This is a genomic window from Janthinobacterium sp. LS2A (assembly GCF_036543145.1).
In the GTDB taxonomy this organism is placed as follows: Bacteria; Pseudomonadota; Gammaproteobacteria; order Burkholderiales; family Burkholderiaceae_D; genus Janthinobacterium; species Janthinobacterium aestuarii.
Genome location: NZ_JAZHPB010000011.1, coordinates 152335 through 169089 on the forward strand (window position 1 = coordinate 152335; position 16755 = coordinate 169089).

Below are 16755 nucleotides of genomic sequence, written 5' to 3' on the forward strand. Positions count from 1 at the left end.
CATGTCCATCGTTTCATCGCGCAGCCGCGCGCTGCCACCCTCTATTTATTTGCTGTCATTGTGCAGCTTCGCCTTTGGTTTATCTGAATTCATCGCCGCCGGCCTGTTGACGCCGATGGCGCGCGACTTGCACGCCAGCGTGGCGGCGGCAGGCGGCGCCATTGCCGCGTATGCGCTGGGGGCGGCCATCGGCGCACCGATCCTGACGGCCATGCTGGCGCGCCGGCCCACGCGCCAGGTGCTGGTGGCCACGATGCTCGTGCTGGCGGCCGGCAGCATGGCCATGGCGGCCGCGCCGGCGCTGGGCGCGCTGCTCGGTGTGCGCTTTGCCGTGGGACTTGCGCATGGCGTGTTCATGGCCGTCGCCTCGCATGCGGCCACCAGCCTGGTCGACCCGTCGCGCGCGGGACGGGCGCTATCCATCGTCTGGCTGGGCCTGACCCTGGCGCTGGCGGGCGGCGTGCCGCTGGGGACATGGCTAGGCGCCGTCTCGTCGTGGCGCTGGGTATTTGCGGCCATCGGCGTGCTGGCCCTGTGCGGCGGCGCCGGCTTGCGCTTCGCCATGCCGGCCGTGCGCCAGGAAACCGCTGCCGTCTCGGCGCTGGCCAGCCTGCGCGCCATCTTGCAGCCGCCCCTGCTGCTGGCGGCCGGCGTGGCGGCGCTGGTCAGCGTGGCCACCTTCAGTTTTTTCACGTATATCTCGCCGTTCCTGCTGCAGCTGGGCGGACTCGATGCGGGCTGGCTGGGCGCCGCCATGCTGTGCTTTGGCGCGTGCGCCATCGGCGGCAACCTGCTGGGCGGCTGGTGCGCGGATAGGCCCCACGCGCTGCGCGCCACCGTGCTGGCACTGGCCGCGCTGGCGCTCAATTTGCTGGCGTTTTATATGCTGCGCGCCCAGCCCGTGGCCATGCTGGCCCTGTGCGGCACCCTGGGCTTGCTGTTCTTCGCCCTCGTGACCCTGTCGACCATGCGGCTGCTGCGCCTGGCGCAGCAGCATTGCCCTGGCAGCGACGCCGTGGCGGCGGGCCTGAATATCGCCGCCTTCAATGCGGGCACGGCGGCCGGTGGCGCGCTGGGCGGCGCGCTGATCGTCGCCTTTGGCTTACCCAGCATCGCCATCGGCGGCGCGCTGGCGGCGCTGCTGGCCATGCTGCTGCTATGGTTCCCGTCGCGCAAACTAGACGGGTCGCTCTAGTTTTTGCGTTTAAATGCCCGCTGCCTTTGGCGTACACTGGCCTGCAAAAGGCCGTACAAAACAAGGGAGACATGGGGATGCGACGCAGATCGTTTCTGAAACTGGGCGTGCTCGGCGCCGGTGTGCTGGCCGCCGGCGGCGCCGCCTACCGCCTGGTGCGCGGACCGGCGCCACCGGGCCGCTTCGTCCTCGACGGCGAAGCGCGCGCGGCGCTGGCGGCCATCGTGCCGGCGATGCTGGGCAGCGCACTGACTCGGGACGCGACCGCGCGGGCCACGGCGCTCGATGGCGCCATCGCCGGCGTGGACACGGCCATCCGCGGCTTGCCGCTGGCGGCGCAACAGGAAGTGCAGGATCTGTTTGGGCTGCTGGCGCTGGCGCCCGCGCGGCGCTTCGTCGCCGGCGTTGAGAAAGGCTGGCTTGACGCCGACCCGGCCCAGGTGGCCGCCTTTCTGCAGGCGTGGCGCACGCACCGCCTGGCGACACTGCAGACGGCTTACCTGGCCCTGCACGATCTGATCCTCGGCGCCTGGTATGCCGATGCCGCCCACTGGGCCGCCATCGGCTATCCGGGACCGCTGCCCGAACTGAGCGCATAAGGCATCCATGAGCACATCCCCCATACCCGACCCGATTGCCGCCGGCCTGGCCGCCGGCTGGAACGTCACCGACGCCAGCACCCTGGCCGCCGACCGCACCCTGGAAGCGGACGTCGTCGTCATCGGCAGCGGCGCCGGCGGCGGCGTGACGGCGGAAATCCTCGCGCTGGCCGGCTTGAAGGTCTTGATCGTCGAAGAGGGCGGCTTGAAGTCCTCGCAAGACTTCAAGATGCGCGAAGCGCAGGCCTATCCCGCGCTGTACCAGGAATCGGCCGCGCGCAAGACGCGCGACAAGGCGATCAATATCCTGCAGGGACGCACGGTCGGCGGTTCGACCACCGTCAACTGGACCTCGAGCTTCCGCACGCCGCCAGGCACGCTCGAATACTGGCGCAAGCACTTTGGCTTGTCCGGCTATGGCGTCGACGCCATGGCGCCGTGGTTCGCCATGATGGAAAAGCGCCTGCACGTGAGCGACTGGGCCGCACCGCCCAATGAAAACAACGATCTGCTGCGGCGTGGCGCCACGGCGCTGGGCATTCCCACGGCCGCCATCCGGCGCAACGTGAACGGCTGTTGGAACCTCGGCTACTGCGGCATGGGCTGCCCGACCAACGCCAAGCAGTCGATGCTGGTGACGACGATCCCGTCGGCGCTGGCGCTGGGCGCAGGCCTGCTCGTGCATGCGCGCGCCGAACGTTTTATTTTCAAGGGCGAGCGCATCGACAGCCTGCAAGTCACCGCGCTGGACGCCGCCGGGCAAGTGCCGACGGGCGTGCGCCTGACGCTGCGCGCGAAACACTTTGTGCTGGCCGGCGGCGCCATCAACTCGCCCGCGCTGCTGCTGCGCTCGCAGGTGCCCGACCCGCACGGCTTGCTGGGCCGGCGCACCTTCTTGCATCCGACGGTGGTGTCGGCGGGCCTGTTCAAGCAGAGGGTCGACGCCTATGCGGGCGCGCCACAGACGATTTATTCCGACCATTTCCTGCATACGGCGCCCATCGATGGCCCCATCGGCTACAAGCTCGAAGCGCCGCCCTTGCACCCGCTGCTGATGGCCACCACCATGGGCGGCTTCGGCGACGAGCATGCGCGCACCATGCGCGAATTTCCCCATGCGCACGCCTTGCTGGCGCTGCTGCGCGACGGCTTTCACCATGATGCGGCGGGCGGCAGCGTCTCCATCGACAGTTTCGGCGCGCCCGTGCTCGACTATCCGCTCACGCCTTTTCTCTGGGACGGCGTGCGGCGCGCGCTGCTGTCGATGGCGGAAATCCAGTTCGCGGCCGGCGCCAGGAGCGTCTATCCCGTGCATGAGCTGGCCATCCACTACACGAGCTGGGCGCAGGCAAAGCAGGCCATCGGCGAGTTGCCGATGAAGGCGCTGCTGGCGCGCATGGTGTCGGCCCACGTGATGGGCGGCTGCGCCATGTCGGACGATGCGCGTTTGGGCGTGACGGGCGCCGACGGCCGCTATCACGGCGTGCGCAACCTGTCCGTGCACGACGGTTCGCTGTTCCCCACGTCGATCGGCGCCAATCCGCAATTGACGATCTACGCGCTGGCAGCGCGCCTGGCCAGCGGCCTGGCGCAAGCGCTGACGGGCAAACCGGCGCCCGTTCCCATGCCTGCCGCCGCAACAGGCGCCGCATGATCGCGCGCATCCTCAAGTGGCTGATGCTGCTGCAAGTGCTGGCCGTGCTGGGCTTGGCGTACCTGGCCATGCAGGCGTGGGGCGTCGCTTCGCCGCTGCTGGCCGTGCTGCTGGCGCTGGCCATGCTGCTGGCCGTGCGCGCGCTGATCGTCGTGCGCAATTTCTGGGAGAGCCGGCGCCTGGGCAGCCCCGTGCCGCCTGAATACCAGCTGGGCACCATGGGCGCGGCGCGCCTGTTTTTGGGCGAACTGCGTGCCACCCTGTGGACGTCGTCATGGGGCATGCTGCGTCCGCGCCTGCATGCGGCCGGCACCATCCCCGGCCAAGGCCTGCCGGTGCTGCTGGTGCACGGCTATGTGTGCAACGGTGGCTACTGGACCAAGCTGAGCCTGCAGCTGGCACGGGCCGGTATCGTGCACAAGGCGATCGACCTGGAACCGATCAACGCCGATATCGAGGAGTTCGTGCCGCTGGTGGAACAAGCCATCACCGAGCTATGTGCCCGCACGGGCAGCGACCGCGTGATTCTCGTCGCCCACAGCATGGGCGGCCTGGTGGCGCGCGCCTGGCTGCGCCATTACGGCGCGGCCCGCGTGGCGCGCATCGTCACGATCGGCACGCCGCACCACGGCACGGCGCTGGCCAACCTGGCGGCGGGCGCCAATGCGCGCCAGATGAGCCGCGTCGATGGCACGCCCAGCGGCTGGCTGGCGCAGCTGGCCGCCAGCGAGACGCCCGAGACGCGCGCCCTGATCACGTCGATCTATTCGCATCACGACAATATCGTCGCGCCGCAAGCGTCCGCGCAGCTGCCGGGCGCGCGCAATATCGCTTTCGGCGGCATCGGCCACGTGGCGCTGGCCAGCGATGCGCGCGTGCTGCGCCAGCTGCTGGCAGAAATCACTATCAAGAGCGAAGTCGCCCAGCCTCCCTCCGCTCCCCATTTCGCCTGAGTCCTGTTGTGTTTTGTCTGCATGGCAAGACTGTCTCTTTTGACTCTGCTGTTGCCCATGTTTAACAACGCACGAGGCAGAAAATGCTGTTTTCCACTGGCGTACTGTATTAAGCTAACGTCAGAAGATAAGTTAAGCTAACGTCAGAAGATAAGCGGGAAAAATTTGTTCATGAGGCCGCTTGAGCCGTTCTGCAGGCGTACGTGGGCCAGAAATTTCCCTGAATGTATGGCAAGATGTTATACGATTGTTATGTAGCCCGCGCATGCGGAAAAATGAGTCCATGCCGTTTTTATTGGGGGCGCTAATTGTCCGCACGTATCCTGATTATCGAAGATAACGCCACCAATATGGAATTGATGGTGTACTTGCTGCGTGCCTTCGGGTACACGCCGCTGGCCGCCTATGACGGCGAAGAGGGCGTGCGCATGGCGCGCAGCGAGTTGCCGGACTTGATCATTTGCGACGTGCACTTGCCCAAGCTCGATGGCTATGGCGTGGTGGCGGAACTGAAGAAAGACCCGCAGCTGCGCAAGATCCCGGCGCTGGCCGTGACGGCGCTGGCCATGGTGGGCGACCGCGAGCGCCTGCTCGAAGCGGGCTTCAATGGCTACATCGGCAAACCGATCGAACCCGACCTGTTCGTCGCGGAGCTGGAGTCTTTTTTACCCGGGGCGCCGTCGACGCCAGTTAAAAACGACATAGCCACCATCCTGATCGTCGATGATCATGTGCTGAACCGCGAGTTCCTGACCGCACTTCTCGGCTACGGCGGCCACCGCCTGCTGGAGGCGGCCAACGGCGCCGACGCGCTGGAAATACTGCGCACCGAGCGGCCCAACCTGATCATCTCCGACATCCTCATGCCGAACATGGACGGCTACGAATTCGTCACGCGCGTGCATGCCGATCCCGCGCTGGCCGACGTGCCCATCATCTTTTATACGGCCACCTACCGCGAGCAGGAAGCGATCCTGCTGGCGCAGGCGTGCGGCGTGCGCTGGGTGCTGCCCAAGCCGTCCGATCCCGAAGTCATCGTACGCACCGTCAACGAGGCGCTGGGACTGATGCCGGCGGCGCCCCAAGTGCCGGCGACGCCTGGCGCGGGCGGCGGGGCGGCGCTTCCCGCCACGGGCCAGCTGGCCGGCATCGAGCACCAGGTCAGCGGCTACCTCGACGAACTCGAATCGAGCAGCCAGCAGATTTCGCAGCTGGCCAGCCAGCGCGAGGGCCAAGCCGCGCTCCCCGAAGACCTGGGCATCATGACGGAGCGCTTGTCGCGCTCGCTGTCGAGCCTGCAGGCGGTGAGCCTGCGCCTGACGGCCCTGATCGAACTGGGCATCGAGCTGGGTGCCGAACGCGATCCGCGCGCCCTGATCGAGGCGGGCTGCAAGGTGGCGCAGAATATCTGCGTCTCCAAGTACGCCTGCATCGGCGTACTGGAAGAGGGCGCCGAAAAGCTCAGCTATTTTTCCTCGTGCGGCGCCGAGAAAAACCTAGATCGCATCGCCAGCACGCCGCGCACGGGCATTTTGAACCGCTTGCTGGAACAGCGCCAGCCTTACCGCGTCAATGGCTTGAAGGGCGATCCCGGCGCGCTGGGCCTGCCCGACACGCATCCGCCCGTCCACTCCTTCCTCGGCGTGGCCATCGCCTCGCGCGAGCGCAGCCACGGCTGGCTGTACCTGGTCGACAAGCTGGGGGCGAATGAATTTTCCGAAGTCGACGAACGGGTCGCCGCCACGGTGGCGGCGCAGATCGCCGTCGCCTACGACAACCTGCTGCTGTACGACGAGATCAAGCGCCACCACGAGCAGCTGACCCTGGACATGGCGGCGCGCATCCGCCTCGACGAAGATTTGCGCCGCTTCCGCCTGGCGATGGACGCCACGGCCGATGCGATTTTCCTCGTCGACCGCGCCGGCATGTGCTTCGTCGACGTCAACCAGACGGCGTGCCGCATGCTCGGTTTCGAGCGCGAGGATTTCCTGCGCGTGGGCCCGGGCCGTGCGCACGAGGGCGAATCCCAGCTGGAAGAGCTGTACAACAAGCTGCTGGCTGGCGACCAGGGCGGCCCGATGACGGAATTGCAGCTGCAGCGCAAGGACGGTTCGCCGCTGTCGGTGGAAGTGCAGCGGCGCACCTTGCGTTCGGGGCAGAGCTGGATCCTGGTGGCCGTGGCGCGCGACATCACGGAGCGCAAGGACGCCGAGCAGCGCTTGATGAAACTGGCTCATTTCGACACCTTGACGGGTTTGCCGAACCGCAGCCAGTTCTACGCTTCACTGACCCATTCGCTGGCCCAGGCGGCCGAGCACCAGTGGGCCGTGGCCGTGCTGTTCATGGATGTCGACCGCTTCAAGAATATCAACGATACCCTGGGCCACACGATCGGCGACGACCTGCTGCGCCAGTTTTCCAGCCGCCTCGTCGATTGCCTGCGCGTGCGCGACACCATTGGCCGCTTTGGCGGCGATGAATTTGCCACCATCCTGCTGCTGCCCGAAGGCGCCCAGCATGCTGTTGGCGTGGTCGACAAGATCCGCGAGGCGATGCGCAAGCCTTTCGACTTGCAGGGCCACGAGGTGACGGTGACGGTCAGCATCGGCATTTCCGTCTTCCCCGAGGATGCTGCCGATGCGGACACCCTGATTCAATATGCCGACACGGCCATGTACCGCGCCAAGGAAGCGGGGCGCGACGCCTTCCGCTTCTTCACGGCGGAAATGAACGCGCAATCGATGGCGCGGCTGGACATGGAAAATGCCCTGCGGCGCGCCATCGACAACGAGGAATTCGTGCTGTTCTTCCAGCCCAAGGTGAATATCATCTCGGGGCGCATCAGCGGCGCCGAAGCGCTGATACGCTGGCGCCGTCCTGGCCACGGCATGGTTTCGCCGGCCCTGTTCATCCCCCTGCTGGAAGAAACGGGTCTCATCGTGCGCGTCGGTAACTGGGTGCTCGACGAGGCCTGCAAGAAGATCAGCGAGTGGGGCGCCAGCAGCATCGGCCCCGTACACCTGTCGGTGAACGTGTCGGGCATCCAGTTCTTCGTCGGCGGCCTGGAAGAAGAGGTGCTCAAGGCGATCCGCAAGCACGATATCGCGCCCGACCTGCTGGAGCTGGAGCTGACGGAAAGCTCGCTGATGTCGAATGCCGAGGAAACCATCGCCGTGCTGCGCAACCTGAAGGCGCTGGGCATCCAGATTTCCATCGACGATTTCGGCACCGGCTATTCCAGCCTGGCCTACCTGAAGCGCTTCCCCATCGACAAGCTGAAGATCGACATCGCCTTCGTGCGCGAAGTGACGAGCAATCCGGACGACGCGGCCATCGTGCTGGCCATCATCAGCATGGCGCACAGCATGAAGCTGGAAGTGATCGCCGAAGGCGTGGAAAACGATGCGCAGCTGGCCTATCTGCGTCGCCACGGCTGCGACGAGATGCAGGGTTATTATTTCAGCCGCCCCGTGCCGCAGGAAGAATTCGAGCAGATGCTGATGGGCGGCAAGCTGCTGCAGGCGCCGCAGGATGCGGGCAGCGAAGAGCAGCAAACCTTGCTGATCGTCGACGACGATGTCTTCATGCTCGACGTGCTCAGCGACTTCCTGGCGCAGGACGGCTACCGCATTCTGACGGCGCAGACGGCCGCCGAGGGCTTCGACATCCTGGCGCGCCACAAGGTGCAGGTGATCCTGTGCGACCAGTGCATGCCGCTCATGAGCGGCACCGAATTCATGGAGCGGGTCAAGCACCTGTGCCCCGACACCTTCCGCATCATGCTATCGGCCTTTGCCGACCTGACGCCCATCATGGCAGCCATCAACCGCGGCGCCGTCGACCGCTTCTATACCAAGCCGTGGAAAGGCGCCGTGCTGCGCGAGAATATCCGCGAAGGGTTTCGGCTGCACAAGCTGCTGCATGGCCAGGTGAAAGCGGCGGCCTGAGGATTTTCCGCAGCGGGTAATTGGCCGCCGCGTGCGCTGGCGCACCTTGCGCAGCAGCTTTCCATCGAATTAGACTCCCGTCTCTAGTTTTGCTCTCTAGAATAAAACGCATCCATGAAGTGGCATGGCCTTTCACATGACGGGAGCTGGCGATGGTGAAGAAATTGAAGGCGCTGACGGAAGATACGGAATTGACGAGTGCCGTGCGCTCGTCCGCGCAGCAGATCTGGCAAGCGGGCCTCGGCGCATTCGCCAAGGCGCAGGAAGAGGGCGGACGCGTGTTTTCCCGGCTGGTGAAGGAAGGCACGGAATTCCAGAAACGGGCCGAAGACAAGGTGGCCGACGTCAGCGGCAGCGTCGGCAAACTGGCCGATGGCGTGGGCAAGCAGGCCAGCGGCTCGTGGGACAAGCTTGAGCAAGTGTTCGAAGAGCGCGTGGCGCGCGCGCTGGCCACGATCGGCGTGCCCACGCAACAGGACATCGCCGCGCTGCACGCGCAGATCGATGCCTTGAGCCGGCAGGTGGCGGCGCTGTCGGCCAAGGCCGCGCCGGCGCCCAAGCCCAGGGCTGCGGCCAAGCCTGCCGTGAAGGCGGCGCCAAAAGCCGCATCGAAAGCCGTACCAAAAGCTGCACCGAAAGCGGCTGCCGCCAAGGCGCCGGTCAAGCCCGCGAGCAAAGCGGTGAGCAAACCCGCCGCGAGGCCGGCGGCGAAGAAAAAAGCGCCGGCCGCCTGAGCTGGCGCCGCATTCCTCCAGCCTGCTCGCGCAGGCTTTTTTTTGCCTGCGGTTTTCGCCGGTGCCAGCGGGCGCAGTGTTTCATTACGACTATCTTAGGTGGTATGCTTGAGGCAGAACACAGAGAGATTGCCCGCCATGCTACAAAAAGCACCACGCCGTACCCGCGAACGCATCCTGGAGTTGTCGCTGCGCCTGTTCAATGAGTTTGGTGAGCCGAATATCACGACGACCGTGATTGCGGAAGAGATGAACATTTCGCCGGGAAACCTGTATTACCACTTCCGTAACAAGGACGACATCGTCAACTCGATCTTCGTCCAGTTCGAGGCGGAAATCGAACGCATCCTGACCGTGCCCGACGGGCGCCGCTCGAATATCGAGGACGTCTGGCTGTACCTGCACCTGATGTTCGAACTGATCTGGCGCTACCGCTTTTTCTATCGCGACCTCAACGATTTGCTGTCGCGCAACCGCAAGCTGGAACTGCATTTCAAACTGATCCTGGCGCACAAGATCAAGGTGGCCACCCAGCTGTGCGAAGACTTGCGCAGCGAACAGTCGCTCGAAGCGTCGGACATGGAAGTCGCTGCCATGGCGACGAATATGGTCGTCGTCGCCACCTACTGGCTGTCGTACGAGTACGTGCGCAACCCGCGCAAGTACAGCGAGCAGCAATCGATGTCCGATGCGCTGGCGCGCGGCTGCTACCAGGTGCTATCCCTGATCGGGCCGTATCTGCGCAATGAAACGCATTTGCTGTTTCGCAAACTGTCGGAAGAGTATGTGACCAAACTCAAGAACGACTGACGCTGCTGCTGGCGCCACGTCGTCAATTACAGGAGAGAGAGATGGCTTGGAAACAATTCCCCTATCCGGACGAAGCATATGTCTACACGCCGCAAACCCTGGAAGCGGCCTGGCCGCGCCTGCATGCGGGCGATGTGGAACCGTTTCCCACGCACCCTGCGCTGCTGCAAGCCTGGCTGGCCTTCCACGCGGGCGACTTCGAGCGCGCCGTGAAGCTGGGCCTGGCAGTCGGCGTGCCCGGCTATGCGGTGGCGCACAAGGCCACCTGCATCTATGCCACGCACCTGGAAGGAAACGACAGCCAGAAACTCGACATGTACGAGGAAGTGGCCGAGCGCTGCGAGCGCCAGCAGAGCGAGCAGCCGGACAATCCGGCCGGCTACTACTGGCATGCCTACAGCCTGGGCCGCTACGCGCTGGGCACGTCCGTCGTCAAGGCTCTGGCGCAAGGCATGGGCGCGCGCGTGCGCAACAGCCTGGACCGCACGATGACGGTAGCGCCCATGCATGCGGAAGCGCATATCGCGTTTGGGATTTATCATACGGAAATTATCGACAAGGTCGGCGCCATGATAGGCAGCCTGACCTACGGCGCCAACAAGGAAGACGGCTACCAGCACTTCAAGACGGCGCTGGCCCTGACGCCGTATTCGGCGCTGGCGCACAGTGAATATGCGCGTGCGTTGAATATGCTCGACGGAAAGAAAAAGCTGGCGGAAGCGCTGGCCCTGTATGAAAAGGCGGCCGAGTGCGTGGCGCTGGACGCCAAGGAACGCCTCGAAGTCGAGGCGGCCATCGATGAATTGAAAGGGTAGGGATTACTGTGATCAAGGCTTTATGTGTGTACTGTGGCGCCAACGCGGGCGTCTCGCCGGACTATGCCGTGGCGGCGCGCGAACTGGCGCGCGTGCTGGTGGCGGAAAATATTTCGCTCGTGTATGGCGGCGGCAAGGTGGGCCTGATGGGCGTGATCGCCGATGAAGTGCTGCGCCTGGGCGGCGAGGTAACGGGCGTGATTCCCACCCAGCTGGTCGAACGCGAAGTGGGCCACATGGGCTTGACGCGCCAGTTCATCGTGAAGGACATGCATGAGCGCAAGGCGATGATGGCCAGCCTGTCCGACGCCTTCATCGCCATGCCCGGCGGCTATGGCACCCTGGAAGAACTGTTCGAGATGTTGACGTGGGCCCAGCTGGGCTTGCACGCCAAGCCCATCGGCCTGCTCAATGTCGACCGTTTCTACGATGGCTTGATCGCTTTCGTGCAAAATGGCAAGGAACAGGGTTTTATCCGCCCGCAGCACGCGGCCTTCCTCAATGCCGACGCCGATCCGGCAGCGCTGGTGCAGCGCCTGAAGGAGTGCGTGCCGTAACGCCATGTTCGCCTGGCCGTGCGGGCGCCGCCGATCAACTATTTTTGATGTCGCTTGAAAGAGCCATGCGGTGCGCACTGCATGGCTTTTTTATTTCTGCACGGGAAAATTGATCGGGCTGAATGACTTAATTAATAAAAATATGGCTATAAAATTGCTCTAGAAGCATGTTTTTTTGAAAATGAAGATGATTTTTAATCATGGCTGTGGTCTACTGTCAGGATTCAAAAGTTAGGAATATCGGACACCGACGAGCGCTGTACAGACTCCCCAAAAAAGGTGCCGAGCCGTTTCAAGTTGCCACAACCACGCTACTTCATCATCTCGAAAGGATGCTATTTTGAAACCAATGACCCTCTTGCGAGCGACCGCTGTCGCCGCCGTTCTCGCTACTGCTGGCGGCGCCCACGCACAAACCACCACCATCGGCTTTGATTCGCTGGAACAACCGGGCTACTTCGGTTCCGTGTTCAATTCCTACTCCGAAGGCGGCTACAACTTCGACAGCAGCTTCCTCGGCCTGCTGAGCTCGGCGCACCAGGATAGCTTCGCCTATGCCGGCTCGGCCGGTCTCGGCGCGACCCCACTGTCGACGACCACCCTGAGCCGTGCCGATGGCGCCGCTTTCTCGCTGAGCTCGATCAGCCTGGCCGACTTCGTGAGCTTGCCCGGTTCCTTTGACGTGACGTTCGTCGGCCACCAAGTGGGCGGCGGCACGGTGAGCCAGACCTTCACCCTCGGTGGCGGCCACACCTTTGCCGATTACACGTTTACAGGTTTCAGCAATCTGCTGTCGGCAACGTGGAAGGAAGGCGCCTTGCACACCTTCCAGGTAGACAATATCGCCGCCACTGTCAGCGCCGTGCCGGAACCGGCCACCTACGGCATGCTGCTGGGCGGTCTGGGCCTGATGGGCTTCATGCTTCGCCGCAAAAACGCCGCCTGAGCTTGAACATGGCGCCGGTCATGCCGGCGCATCAGTAAAAATGCCGCCCAGTTGTATGCCGGGCGGCATTTTTACATGGATGTCATGACCAGGACTTCATGACCACAGGCGCTGGCCTGACAGGTCGAGCTGGGTCAGGTACAGGCGCACGTCGAATTCGTACTGGTGGTATTGCGGTTCCATATACGTGCACAGCTTGTAGAACGCCTTGTCGTGCTGCTTTTCCTTGACGTGCGCCAGTTCGTGCACGGCGATCATGCGCAGGAATTCCAGCGGCACTTCCTTGAACATGGTGGCCACGCGGATTTCATGCTTGGCCTTGAGCTTGCCGCCCTGCACGCGCGAGATCGAGGTATGCAAGCCCAGCGCATGCTGGATCACATGGATCTTGCTGTCGAACGCCACCTTGTTGATGGGCTCGGCATTGCGCAGGAATTCATTCTTCAAGTCCTGCACATACTGATACAAAGCCTTGTCGTTGCGCACATCGTGCGCGTTCGGATAGCGTTTCAACAGGACGTCGCCCAGCTTGTCCTGTGCGATCAGTTGCTGCACTTGCGCTTGCGTTTGTTCGGAATAGGCGCTCAGGTATTTCAGGGATGGCTGCATGCGGGGAAGGGCGGGACGTGGCGCGGAGGTGTCGGTAAGGCGAGAATGTACCATACCGCCGCCCCTGGCGCTGCGCCAGCCCTTGCATGGGGCCGCCAGGGCCGCCCCGCGCCTTCCTGCGTCAAGCCGTGCGCTGCCGGGCCAAGCCGCTCAGCCCGGGCAGTCCTGTCAACTCTGGTCAGCCCTTGTCGTCTTCGTCCTTGCCGCCCTGCCGGCCAGTGCCGCCGCCGCGCGCCGCCGTGCTGCGGCTTTCATTGGCGCGCTGGGCCGATTGCCGGCTTTCGCCGCCTTTGCGGCCGATTTCCGCCATGTGTTCGCGGTTGCGGCTGACGGCTTCGCCGCCTTTCTGCCCGGCCCGGCGTGCTTCTTCCGAGTCGAATTCATGCGCCGTGCCTTTTTGATGGGCTGCCTGGCCGCCCTTGCTGGCAATTTCGCGTTGCTGCTCCTCATTCATGGCGGCGAAACCGCGTTTGCTCGTGCCTTTGGCGCTGCCCGATTCGCTGGTTTTCTGGCTGCTGCCAGCGCCTTTGCCCTGTTCATTTCCTTGATTGCTAGCCATATCGCTCTCCTTGCTGTCGAGTGGGGTCAAGTGGTCAATGCAGGTGCTCAATGCGCCTGCTCGGATTGCCTGCTGGTATCGCGGCTGCTGCCCGCGCCGTCGCGGTGGCCCGTGGCATGCATTTTTTCAATCATTTCACGCTGGCGTTGCGCGGCTTTTTCCGTTTCTTCCGCCGTCTTGCGCACCACTTCGTCAGCGAAGGCCACGGCCGTGCGGCGCGCTTCGGGCAGGTGATTTTCTGCCGTGCGGTTCATTTCGACATTGGCGTTGGCGACGAGATTGCCGAGTTGCTGCTGGTACTGGCGCAGCTTGTTGCCGCTTGGCTGCAGCTGGCCGGCGGCCATCGACATGAACTCGCCCGTGTCGCGTGCGCACAGCAGTTGCTGGCTGGCGTTGCTCCATTCCTGCAGCAGGTCTTGCGCCAGCCGCAGATGCAGCTCGCTCAATTGCTGCACCGTATCGAACATCTTGCGCGATAGTTCCGTGGCGAAACTGCACTGGGCCTCGAGATGGGACTTCAGGGCGGGGCTGAGACTGGGGGAAATACTGTTTGTGAACATGTTCTACCTCAATGAAAAACTGATCCGGGAAACACCCGGTGCGCCGGGTGCGACGTATGGTGAAACAAGCAAAGAGATAGACGCCCAACGGCGTGCCAGGTTCCATGGCAGATGCCGGTTTGGCGCGAGAATGAGGGCTGGCAGATGGAAAAACGCAATCACTTTGTGCCAGATCAAATGAACGTCAATCAGGTCGCCGCAGTCGGCAGCCATGCCGCTTGTGTGGAAAATGCATGTTTACAGGCCCGGCCGTGCGACAATAGCCGGCTCGCGGCAGCGCAGCCGATGGCCGGCGCGCGTGGCTGAGCCGAGCATAGCCTTACTTTTTACCTGATTCCGCGACCATGACGCATCCCGAATACATCCTGACCCTGTCCTGCCTGGACCAGCGCGGCATCGTGCACCGCGTCTCCGGCTTCTTGGCCGAACACGGCTGCAACATCCTCGATTCCGCCCAATTTGGCGACCAGGAATCCCAGCTGTTCTTCATGCGCGTGCATTTCGCGCTGGAAGACGGCGCCGTCAGCGACGCCCAGTTGCGCAGCGACTTCGCCGACCTGTCGCAAGCCATGCAGCTGAACGGCGCTTTCCATGGCCAATTGCACGATGCGCGCGTCAAGCCGCGCGTCATGCTGATGGTGTCGAAGATCGGCCACTGTCTGAACGATTTGCTGTTCCGCTACAAGAGCGGCTTGCTGAACGTGGAAATTCCCGCCATCGTGTCGAACCACATGGAGTTCTACCAACTGGCGGCCAGCTACAATATTCCCTTCCACCACCTGCCGCTGGCCACCGGCGCGCCGGAAGCGGCCAAGCTGGCGCAGGAAGCGAAGATCATCGACCTCATGGACACGCACAAGATCGACCTGGTAGTGCTGGCGCGCTACATGCAAATCCTGTCGCCGGGCCTGTGCCAGGCGCTCGATGGCCGCGCCATCAATATCCACCACTCCTTCCTGCCCAGCTTCAAGGGCGCCAAGCCGTATGCGCAGGCGCATCACCGCGGCGTCAAGCTGATCGGCGCGACGGCCCATTTCGTCACGGGCGACCTGGACGAAGGCCCGATCATCGAGCAGGACGTCGAGCGCGTCGACCATGCGATGGATGCGGAAACCCTGACGGCCATCGGCCGCGACGTCGAGTGCGTGGTGCTGGCGCGCGCCGTGAAATGGTTCGTCGAGCACCGCATCCTGAAAAATGGCGACAAGACGGTGGTTTTCCGCTGATACCGACTTCACTATTCACTTTACCGAGACAGAAACACGATGGCCCTCAAAGCAACAATTTTCAAAGCCGATCTGCAGATCGCCGACATGGACCGCAATTACTACCAGGATCATGCGCTGACCCTGGCGCGCCATCCGTCCGAGACGGACGAGCGCATGATGGTGCGCCTGCTGGCGTTCGCCATCCATGCCGACGAGGCGCTGACGTTTACCAAGGGCCTGTTCGACACGGAAGAGCCCGACCTGTGGCAGAAAGACTTGACGGGCGCCATCCAGCTGTGGATCGAAGTGGGCCAGCCCGACGAAAAGCGCATCCTCAAGGCGTGCGGACGTTCGGAACAGGTCATCGTCTACAGCTATGGCGCAACCAGCCACATCTGGTGGAAGCAGATCGCGAATAAACTGGAGCGGGCGAAGAACCTGACCGTGATCAACCTGCCATCCGAGGCGGCGCAAGACATGAGCAAGCTGGCGCAGCGCAACATGCAACTGCAATGCACGATCCAGGATGGCCAGATCTGGCTGACGGACAGCGTCAACACGGTCCTGATCGACCGCGAACCGGTCAAGCCGGCCCGCTGATTTGACTGTTTGAAACGCAAAAAGCCCGGAGCGATCCGGGCTTTTTGCATTGCGGTTGATTAATTCGGCGCGCTGCCCAGGCGGCGGATGCTGCTCGAACGCTGCATGCTGCGGCTGATGCGCGGGTCGCCGTAGTAGCTCACTTCGCCAGAACCGCCGATGCTGATGGCCAAGTCTTGCTTGGCCCACACGGTGGCTTCGCCCGAGCCGCCGATGCTCACCTGCACTTCGCGCGCGGCCAGGTGGCCCGCCTCGATATTGCCCGAGCCGCCGATCGACGCCGTCAGCTGCTCCGTCTTGCCGCTGGCCTTGAAGCTGCCGCTGCCGCCGATGGCGATGGACACCTGGCGGCTGTCGAGGTCGCGCGCGTGGATGGCGCCGGAACCGCCCACGTCGAAGCGCAGGTTCTCGGCGCGCAAGCCCGTTGCGGTGATGTTGCCCGAGCCGCCCACGCTGACGCGCTCCACCTGGCGCGCCTGGATGACGATGGTCAGGCTGCTCTGGCGGAAGTTGGCGTTGCGCTTGGCGGGCCGGATGCGCAGGGTGCCGTTTTCCACGGCCGTATCGATCAGCGGCAGAATATTGTCGTCCGCTTCGATGGTGACGCTGTCCGTGTTGCCGATGCGCAGTTCGACCGTACCCGGCACGTTCAGCGCCACGGCATGGAAACTGCCCACGTCGCGCGTCTGCTTTTGCAGCTTGCCGCTGCCCTGGATGCTGTTGCCGGAAATCCAGTCGAGCGGCGACGCCAGCGCCGGCGCGGCAGGGATGGCCAGCGCGCAGGCGGCCAGCAGCAGGGCGGTCGCGGCGCTGGCGTGGCTGCGGTGGAAAAGTATCGGTGTCATTCTTGTTCCCTGTTGGAATTGGTATGAGAGCATGGTATGCCAGCCGGCCGCGTCTGCGTACCGTCCTGCGACAGACTGCGCCAGCAGCGGCATGGAATGCAGGAGGCTGCGACAGGATGGCATGAGGTATTATGTCGGTGGGACATACGACGAGCGGCACGCGC

16 protein-coding genes are annotated in these 16755 nt (G+C 63.7%); 12 read left to right on the forward strand and 4 right to left on the reverse strand.

What is annotated here, in order from left to right; genetic code table 11:
• Window position 1: 1 nt before the first annotated feature.
• The 10 genes from V3C40_RS25505 to V3C40_RS25550 all read left to right on the forward strand — a co-directional run bounded on the left by V3C40_RS25505 (window position 2) and on the right by V3C40_RS25550 (window position 12210).
• Window positions 2-1195 (forward strand): MFS transporter, encoded by a 1194-nt coding sequence (locus V3C40_RS25505; RefSeq protein WP_331778846.1) that lies wholly within the window; start codon window positions 2-4, stop codon window positions 1193-1195.
• A gap of 71 nt (window positions 1196-1266) precedes the next feature.
• Window positions 1267-1794, forward strand: a complete 528-nt coding sequence (locus tag V3C40_RS25510) for a hypothetical protein (RefSeq protein WP_319993307.1) — start codon at window positions 1267-1269, stop codon at window positions 1792-1794.
• A 7-nt stretch (window positions 1795-1801) separates the two neighbouring features.
• On the forward strand, window positions 1802-3448 hold the full coding sequence (locus tag V3C40_RS25515) for a GMC family oxidoreductase (RefSeq protein WP_331778847.1): 1647 nt from the start codon (window positions 1802-1804) through the stop codon (window positions 3446-3448).
• Window positions 3445-4401, forward strand: a complete 957-nt coding sequence (locus tag V3C40_RS25520; protein WP_331778848.1) for an esterase/lipase family protein — start codon at window positions 3445-3447, stop codon at window positions 4399-4401. Before V3C40_RS25515 ends, V3C40_RS25520 begins: the two co-directional genes overlap by 4 nt.
• Window positions 4402-4709: 308 nt before the next feature.
• On the forward strand, window positions 4710-8348 hold the full coding sequence (locus V3C40_RS25525; protein ID WP_331778849.1) for an EAL domain-containing protein: 3639 nt from the start codon (window positions 4710-4712) through the stop codon (window positions 8346-8348).
• Window positions 8349-8500: 152 nt separating this feature from the next.
• Entirely contained in the window at window positions 8501-9082 is a 582-nt protein-coding gene (locus V3C40_RS25530; RefSeq protein WP_331778850.1) for a phasin family protein, read from the forward strand.
• A gap of 138 nt (window positions 9083-9220) precedes the next feature.
• Window positions 9221-9892 carry a TetR/AcrR family transcriptional regulator gene (locus tag V3C40_RS25535; RefSeq protein WP_034758777.1) on the forward strand — a complete coding sequence of 224 codons (672 nt, stop codon included), beginning with the start codon at window positions 9221-9223 and terminating at the stop codon, window positions 9890-9892.
• Window positions 9893-9933: 41 nt separating this feature from the next.
• Complete coding sequence (locus V3C40_RS25540) at window positions 9934-10707, forward strand: hypothetical protein (RefSeq protein ID WP_034758773.1); 774 nt, start codon at window positions 9934-9936, stop codon at window positions 10705-10707.
• 11 nt (window positions 10708-10718) lie between these two features.
• Complete coding sequence (locus V3C40_RS25545) at window positions 10719-11264, forward strand: TIGR00730 family Rossman fold protein (protein ID WP_034759494.1); 546 nt, start codon at window positions 10719-10721, stop codon at window positions 11262-11264.
• Between the two features lie 340 nt (window positions 11265-11604).
• On the forward strand, window positions 11605-12210 hold the full coding sequence (locus tag V3C40_RS25550; protein WP_413774600.1) for a PEP-CTERM sorting domain-containing protein: 606 nt from the start codon (window positions 11605-11607) through the stop codon (window positions 12208-12210).
• A 96-nt stretch (window positions 12211-12306) separates the two neighbouring features.
• On the opposite strand, the gene V3C40_RS25555 is transcribed toward V3C40_RS25550, so the two are convergent.
• From V3C40_RS25555 to V3C40_RS25565, 3 genes are all read right to left on the reverse strand, one after another.
• On the reverse strand, window positions 12307-12819 hold the full coding sequence (locus V3C40_RS25555) for a YgjP-like metallopeptidase domain-containing protein (protein ID WP_034758768.1): 513 nt from the start codon (window positions 12817-12819) through the stop codon (window positions 12307-12309).
• A 178-nt stretch (window positions 12820-12997) separates the two neighbouring features.
• On the reverse strand, window positions 12998-13378 hold the full coding sequence (locus tag V3C40_RS25560) for a KGG domain-containing protein (protein ID WP_034758763.1): 381 nt from the start codon (window positions 13376-13378) through the stop codon (window positions 12998-13000).
• Window positions 13379-13425: 47 nt separating this feature from the next.
• Window positions 13426-13938 carry a phasin family protein gene (locus tag V3C40_RS25565; RefSeq protein WP_072456539.1) on the reverse strand — a complete coding sequence of 171 codons (513 nt, stop codon included), beginning with the start codon at window positions 13936-13938 and terminating at the stop codon, window positions 13426-13428.
• Between the two features lie 344 nt (window positions 13939-14282).
• On the opposite strand from V3C40_RS25565, the gene purU reads away from it, so the two are divergent.
• Both purU and V3C40_RS25575 read left to right on the forward strand, forming a co-directional pair.
• Window positions 14283-15164, forward strand: coding sequence for a formyltetrahydrofolate deformylase (gene purU, locus V3C40_RS25570; RefSeq protein ID WP_034758753.1), 882 nt, complete (start codon window positions 14283-14285; stop codon window positions 15162-15164).
• A 39-nt stretch (window positions 15165-15203) separates the two neighbouring features.
• Entirely contained in the window at window positions 15204-15746 is a 543-nt protein-coding gene (locus V3C40_RS25575; RefSeq protein ID WP_034758748.1) for a YaeQ family protein, read from the forward strand.
• Between the two features lie 59 nt (window positions 15747-15805).
• Here V3C40_RS25575 and V3C40_RS25580 read toward each other — a convergent pair whose 3' ends face one another.
• Window positions 15806-16591, reverse strand: a complete 786-nt coding sequence (locus V3C40_RS25580) for a head GIN domain-containing protein (RefSeq protein ID WP_331778851.1) — start codon at window positions 16589-16591, stop codon at window positions 15806-15808.
• Window positions 16592-16755 lie beyond the last annotated feature (164 nt).

What these genes read in the sequence shown, in the direction of transcription:
- V3C40_RS25505 (WP_331778846.1), top strand. Translation starts at nt 2, where the DNA reads ATGTCCATCGTTTCATCGCGCAGCCGCGCGCTGCCACCCTCTATTTAT.
- V3C40_RS25510 (WP_319993307.1), top strand. Translation starts at nt 1,267, where the DNA reads ATGGGGATGCGACGCAGATCGTTTCTGAAACTGGGCGTGCTCGGCGCC.
- V3C40_RS25515 (WP_331778847.1), top strand. Translation starts at nt 1,802, where the DNA reads ATGAGCACATCCCCCATACCCGACCCGATTGCCGCCGGCCTGGCCGCC.
- V3C40_RS25520 (WP_331778848.1), top strand. Translation starts at nt 3,445, where the DNA reads ATGATCGCGCGCATCCTCAAGTGGCTGATGCTGCTGCAAGTGCTGGCC.
- V3C40_RS25530 (WP_331778850.1), top strand. Translation starts at nt 8,501, where the DNA reads ATGGTGAAGAAATTGAAGGCGCTGACGGAAGATACGGAATTGACGAGT.
- V3C40_RS25535 (WP_034758777.1), top strand. Translation starts at nt 9,221, where the DNA reads ATGCTACAAAAAGCACCACGCCGTACCCGCGAACGCATCCTGGAGTTG.
- V3C40_RS25540 (WP_034758773.1), top strand. Translation starts at nt 9,934, where the DNA reads ATGGCTTGGAAACAATTCCCCTATCCGGACGAAGCATATGTCTACACG.
- V3C40_RS25555 (WP_034758768.1), bottom strand. Translation starts at nt 12,819, where the DNA reads ATGCAGCCATCCCTGAAATACCTGAGCGCCTATTCCGAACAAACGCAA.
- V3C40_RS25560 (WP_034758763.1), bottom strand. Translation starts at nt 13,378, where the DNA reads ATGGCTAGCAATCAAGGAAATGAACAGGGCAAAGGCGCTGGCAGCAGC.
- V3C40_RS25565 (WP_072456539.1), bottom strand. Translation starts at nt 13,938, where the DNA reads ATGTTCACAAACAGTATTTCCCCCAGTCTCAGCCCCGCCCTGAAGTCC.
- purU (WP_034758753.1), top strand. Translation starts at nt 14,283, where the DNA reads ATGACGCATCCCGAATACATCCTGACCCTGTCCTGCCTGGACCAGCGC.
- V3C40_RS25575 (WP_034758748.1), top strand. Translation starts at nt 15,204, where the DNA reads ATGGCCCTCAAAGCAACAATTTTCAAAGCCGATCTGCAGATCGCCGAC.
- V3C40_RS25580 (WP_331778851.1), bottom strand. Translation starts at nt 16,591, where the DNA reads ATGACACCGATACTTTTCCACCGCAGCCACGCCAGCGCCGCGACCGCC.